Origin of the sequence: Raoultella sp., assembly GCF_039594335.1 — a bacterium.
Lineage (GTDB): Bacteria > Pseudomonadota > Gammaproteobacteria > Enterobacterales > Enterobacteriaceae > Klebsiella.
Window position 1 is genome coordinate 1 of the sequence record NZ_JBCNNS010000109.1, and the last position, 5,955, is coordinate 5,955.

The following is a 5,955-nucleotide window of genomic DNA, read 5'->3' on the forward strand; positions in this document are numbered from 1 at the left end:
ATGGTTTCGTTTCAAATTTATCAAAACTAAAATGGCATTTTAAATTTTTGTGACGAGAATCTCATTTCTGTTGATCGGTTAAAAAATGAAGCGTAGACTTGTTTTTGAGATGTAAATCACAAAACAAACTGACCAGAACACATTCTTTATCCAGGAAGTCATCATGAAACTGCTTAACAAAATCGTCGCTTTCTTCAGTGCTATGAACGTCACTTTCGGTACCTTCAATCACTAAATCGCCAGCCTCTCTGCATTTGCGCTGTACCGCTAACGAAAACGACAACATATGCGGTGTGAAGCAGAAAGAAAAAGGTCGCCTGAGGGCGGCCTTTGTGTTTTTCTGTGCCGGATAAAGCGCAAGATGCCGCTCGTTAGCTACGGTTGAGAAAATCTCCGGTAGCAAAACTGCCATCGGCACGACGCAGCAGCGGATCCGGTAGCGTCAGGGACTGGTAATCGGCGCTCTGAATGGTTTTCCCCTCAGCGTTGACGCTTTTCCCCTCGCGAATAAAGGAGTTGTTATCTTCAATATTGCCGACAACGGCATCATCATATTTTCCTGGCTGGCTGCGCAGTGACAGATTGTCGCTGAAGTATCCTTGAGTCTCTGGCTTACCGTAAGGACTGGGGCGGAAGAGATAGTTAAAGCGCTGGTTATCTACCGCGACGTTATTGACCACCACCAGCTTGCCGGGATTGAAATTATCAGTAAACCCGTCCAGATGGTTACCGATGGCAATGCTGTTACGTATTTCGTGGGCAACCGGCTGCCCTTCTCCACCGAGTTTAAAACCGTTACTGGTGTTATTACGGGCAATTGAATTCTCGATCACCACAACGCCATTGGCGCCGTCTTCGATTTTGTTAAACAGGTCGAATCCGTCATCGATATTGTCGTGAGAGTAGCAGCCTTCCAGGCGATTACCTTCCCCTACCCGCATTTTTACGGCGAAACCATCGGCGTTAATCTTACCGGGATCTTCATTGCCGTAGGATTCTGAGTTCACGACCCGGTTGTAGCTGGCCCACAGCGGGCGACCTGTTTTGTCCGGGGAGGATATCTGGATGCCGGTATCCTCGTTTTTGTACGCGGTGACGTTTTCGATCAGGTTATGGCTGCCCTGAATACGCAGGCTTTTACCTGTTATCGAGATGCCCTTGATATGCCAGGAGTTCGCATCCAGCAGCAGACCATGGATAACCGCCTTGCTGTCGGCCTGCAGGGTTTTTTCCTGTCCCTTGAGCCCACTAGCCTGAAGTGGGATCACCGTTGGCGGGTAATCCCCGGCGGCTAAGATAATCTTTCCGCCCGGAGGCAACAGATCGATCGCGGTGGAGAGATCGAGCGGAGAATCAAACGTCCCTTTCGCGTCAGCTTGACCCTCAGGAGAGACATGCAGCGTACTTCCTTCAACGCGGTGGCTGCGTTCAACCGTCAGACTTTGCGTAAAGGGTTTTTGGCTACTGGCTGGTGTAAACGTAATTTCGAACGTACTTTTCTCTTTGAGCGTCGCGGGTTGCGTAAACATCTCACCGGCCTTGACCTTTTTATTCATCCCAATCGTCACCTCATCCTGACGAACCGTGAACTTGCCGTCGGCACTGGCCCGGGCCTGTAATACGTAATCTGCGCTCTGGCTTTGTGCGCCTGAGGCGATTTGCATCACGACCGGCCAGGTTTTGGCAACATAGGGCTGCGAAGCAACGGTATCCGCCGGGGATGTCACCAGAGAGGCATGGCTGACGGTGATTTTGGCGTTGCGCGAGGCAAAAAAGCCAACGTAATAATTGTCTTTATCCTGTTGGGTGATCAGATCGGCATGAGGCACTTTTTGGCTTACCCACGCATTGCTGCCGGCTGGTGCCCATGATGTCACAAATCCCTCATTAGTGCGTTCGAGCCTGAGCTGGAAGTCCGCTGTCTGCTCAAGATCGATATTCTCTTTATAGCTCAGTCGGTTGATGGTCGAGCCTGCGTTTCCCCACGGTTGAGTGATCCCTTCCCGGGTGATAGCCTGGAGTTTGACGTGCGAGCGATCTTTTTTATCCTGAGTCATAATAGCGTTCATGACCATATTGGATGCCGCCGGAAACTCTTCGTAGCCAACCACCAAAGGCTGCTGTCGCGGATGGCCGAGAACATCGCGAACCAGCAGCCCTGCGCCCTCCTGTGCTGCCGGAAGGGCACCATTTTCCGGACCAAATTGATCCACCGTCACCGTGGCTTGCAGGATGAAATTCTGGCGGGCGGGAAGTTCAGTATAAAAGAAGGTCAGACCGTCGTGCGAGTTGGCGATTTTTCCGCCCCGACTCTCAATCGTGATGGGGGCCTGGAGATTGGCAACATCCTGCGGAGTCAGTTTTTTTCCCGCGATCGTCACATTGTTAACGCCAATTTTTTCCGCTAGCACGTTGGAGGAAAAATTCACGTCGGTTGATTGGCCAAAAGCGATGCTTCGCCAGACATGTTGCTCGTCAGCCTGCAGCGGTAATGCGATAATTGTGCTGCAAAGGGCTAATGCCAAAGGTATTTTTTTATTCATTTTTTTCTCCAGGGTAAATATTGCGCAGTATTATCATAATAATGAAATGACGTTTCTATTTGGTGTGTCACAATTAACAAATATTGAAATTGTGTTTTATTTTGTTGATTTTCTTTATTCAGGCGTCAAAAAAACAAGAAAAGCAGTGAGATAGCAGGGGGTTATCGCCCTTATGAGCTTTTTCAGGAGATAAACTCATTTGCAGTGGTGAAAAATAGCACCATAAAATGGTGTATATCGTTGAGCCTGGGCGGTTTATCCTCGTCTCGTTTCATGATGAAAAATATGTAGATATTTCAACGTGAAAGGCTTTTACTTTTCGTTCTAATCGTTGTCAGGATGCGTATGTCAAACAGTGCAATGAGCGTGGTTATCCTTGCCGCAGGCAAAGGAACCCGCATGTATTCCGATCTTCCTAAGGTGCTGCACTCCCTGGCCGGGAAGCCAATGGTGCAGCATGTTATTGATGCAACTAAAGATCTCGGTGCTTCGGCCGTACATCTGGTGTACGGGCACGGTGGCGATCTGCTTCGCCAGATGCTGCATGAAGATAATCTTAACTGGGTCTTACAGGCTGAACAGCTCGGTACCGGCCATGCGATGCAACAGGCGGCACCGTTCTTCCATGATGATGAAGACATCATGATGCTGTACGGCGATGTTCCGCTGATTTCTGTTGATACGCTACAACGCCTGCGCGCGGCGAAGCCGCAGGGCGGCATTGGCCTGCTGACGGTGATGCTGGACGATCCGAGCGGATATGGTCGGATTACGCGTGAAAATGGTCTGGTTACCGGCATTGTGGAGCATAAAGATGCCAGCGATGTGCAGCGTCAGATTCAGGAAATTAACACCGGAATTTTGATCGCGGGCGGGGCGGATTTAAAACGCTGGCTGGCGAAGCTGACGAATAACAATGTGCAGGGCGAATACTACATCACCGATATTATCGCCTTGGCGTATCAGGAAGGGCGTGAAATCGTTGCCGTTCATCCGCAGCGCTTAAGCGAAGTTGAAGGAGTAAACAACCGCCTGCAGCTGTCGCGTCTGGAGCGCGTTTATCAATCCGAACAGGCGGAAAAACTGCTGCTGGCGGGGGTGATGCTGCGAGATCCGGCGCGTTTTGATCTCCGCGGTACCCTGAAACATGGGCGCGATGTGGAGATTGACACTAACGTTATCCTCGAAGGAAACGTGGTACTGGGTGAGCGCGTGAAGATCGGCGCCGGCTGCGTGATCAAAAACAGCACCATTGGCGATGACTGTGAGATCAGTCCGTATTCGGTGGTGGAAGATGCTCATTTACAGGCTGCCTGTACCGTCGGGCCGTTTGCGCGCCTGCGTCCGGGCGCCGAGCTGCTGGAAGGTGCGCATGTCGGCAACTTCGTTGAAATGAAAAAAGCGCGGCTGGGTAAAGGTTCGAAAGCAGGGCATCTCTCCTACCTCGGCGACGCGGAAATCGGCGATAACGTGAATATTGGCGCCGGTACCATCACCTGTAACTACGATGGCGCGAATAAATTTAAAACCATCATCGGTGACGATGTGTTTGTTGGTTCCGATACTCAGTTGGTGGCGCCAGTCACCGTGGGTAAAGGCGTCACGATTGCCGCCGGTACGACGGTCACGCGCGATATTGCCGATAACGAACTGGTTTTAAGCCGCGTGCCGCAGGTCCATAAACAGGGCTGGCAGCGTCCGGTGAAGAAGAAGTAATTTTTGGATTATCGCCGGGGGAAATCGCCCGGCGAACCAGGATGAGAGGACCAATACAGGTCCCCGTCCGCAGGCAGTACCATAAAAATAACCCCACTCTCTACAAGGCTCGGGGCGCCCGTAACGCGGGCAAATACAGGTCAGCGACAACGCATGGCATAACGCCATTATCAGGAAATTTAACTATGTGTGGAATTGTTGGCGCAGTCGCGCAGCGTGATATTGCTGAAATCCTTCTCGAAGGTTTACGTCGTCTGGAATACCGTGGATATGACTCTGCCGGTCTGGCTGTGGTTGATAACGCCGGGCATATGTCCCGCGTTCGTCGTCTCGGTAAAGTCCAGATGTTGGCTCAGGCGGTAGAAGAGCACCCGTTACACGGTGGTACGGGGATTGCCCATACCCGCTGGGCAACGCACGGTGAGCCGTCTGAAGGTAACGCGCATCCGCATGTTTCTGAACATATTGTGGTGGTCCATAACGGCATCATCGAAAACCACGAACCGCTGCGTGAACTCCTGCAGTCGCGCGGCTATGTCTTTGCCTCTGAGACCGACACCGAGGTGATTGCTCACCTGGTACATTGGGAGCTGGAGCAAGGCGGCACCCTGCGTGAAGCCGTTCTGCGGACCATTCCGCAGCTGCGCGGTGCTTATGGCACGGTGATTATGGATGCCCGCGATCCGGGGACTCTGCTGGCTGCGCGTTCTGGTAGCCCGCTGGTTATTGGTCTGGGAATGGGGGAAAACTTCATTGCTTCCGATCAGCTGGCGTTGCTGCCGGTGACCCGCCGCTTCATCTTCCTCGAAGAGGGGGATATTGCCGAAGTGACCCGCCGTTCCGTGGTGATTTTTGATAAGTCTGGCGCTGAAGTGAAACGTCCGGACATCGAATCCAACCAGCAATACGATGCGGGCGATAAAGGTATTTATCGCCACTACATGCAAAAAGAGATTTACGAACAGCCAAATGCGATCAAAAACACCCTCACCGGGCGTATCAACCATGGTGAAGTGGATCTCAGCGAGTTGGGCACGCATGCAAACGAAATGCTGTCTCAGGTTGAACATATCCAGATCGTGGCCTGCGGTACCTCATATAACTCCGGCATGGTTTCTCGTTACTGGTTTGAAGCGCTGGCGGGCGTGCCGTGCGATGTTGAAATCGCCTCTGAATTCCGCTATCGCAAATCGGCGGTGCGTCGCAACAGTCTGATGATCACGCTTTCCCAGTCCGGTGAGACCGCGGATACGCTGGCCGCTCTGCGTCTGTCAAAGGAGCTGGGCTATCTGGGTTCGCTGGCTATTTGTAACGTGGCGAGTTCTTCTTTAGTCCGCGAGTCTGATTTGTCGCTGATGACCAAAGCGGGCACTGAGATCGGTGTGGCCTCGACTAAAGCCTTTACCACTCAGTTGACGGTATTGCTGCTGCTGGTGGCAAAACTGGCGCGTCTTAAAGGTCTGGATGCAGCCGTTGAGCATGATATCGTGCATGGGCTGCAGGCGTTGCCGAGCCGTATTGAGCAGATGCTGTCGCAGGATAAGCGTATTGAAGCGCTGGCCGAGAACTTCTCCGATAAGCACCATGCGCTGTTCCTTGGCCGTGGCGATCAGTATCCGATCGCGCTGGAAGGGGCGCTGAAGCTCAAAGAGATCTCTTATATCCACGCGGAAGCCTACGCGGCCGGTGAGCTGAA

The 5,955-nt window shown here is 52.2% G+C and carries 4 protein-coding genes; 2 read left to right on the plus strand and 2 right to left on the minus strand.

The window, feature by feature from the left end:
- Window positions 1-61: 61 nt before the first annotated feature.
- Window positions 62-412 (minus strand): hypothetical protein, encoded by a 351-nt coding sequence (locus tag ACZAHD_RS17085; protein WP_462457832.1) that lies wholly within the window; start codon window positions 410-412, stop codon window positions 62-64.
- Window positions 372-2,543 (minus strand): right-handed parallel beta-helix repeat-containing protein, encoded by a 2,172-nt coding sequence (locus ACZAHD_RS17090; RefSeq protein ID WP_462457833.1) that lies wholly within the window; start codon window positions 2,541-2,543, stop codon window positions 372-374. The genes ACZAHD_RS17085 and ACZAHD_RS17090 overlap by 41 nt, the downstream gene beginning before the upstream one ends.
- A 345-nt stretch (window positions 2,544-2,888) precedes the next feature.
- Between ACZAHD_RS17090 and glmU the strand changes: the two genes are divergently transcribed.
- Both glmU and glmS read left to right on the plus strand, forming a co-directional pair.
- A complete protein-coding gene (gene glmU / locus ACZAHD_RS17095) occupies window positions 2,889-4,259 on the plus strand; it encodes a bifunctional UDP-N-acetylglucosamine diphosphorylase/glucosamine-1-phosphate N-acetyltransferase GlmU (RefSeq protein ID WP_462457834.1) in 1,371 nt (456 codons plus the stop codon).
- Window positions 4,260-4,444: 185 nt separating this feature from the next.
- A partial coding sequence (gene glmS, locus ACZAHD_RS17100) for a glutamine--fructose-6-phosphate transaminase (isomerizing) (RefSeq protein WP_462457835.1) occupies window positions 4,445-5,955 on the plus strand: 1,511 nt, incomplete at its 3' end.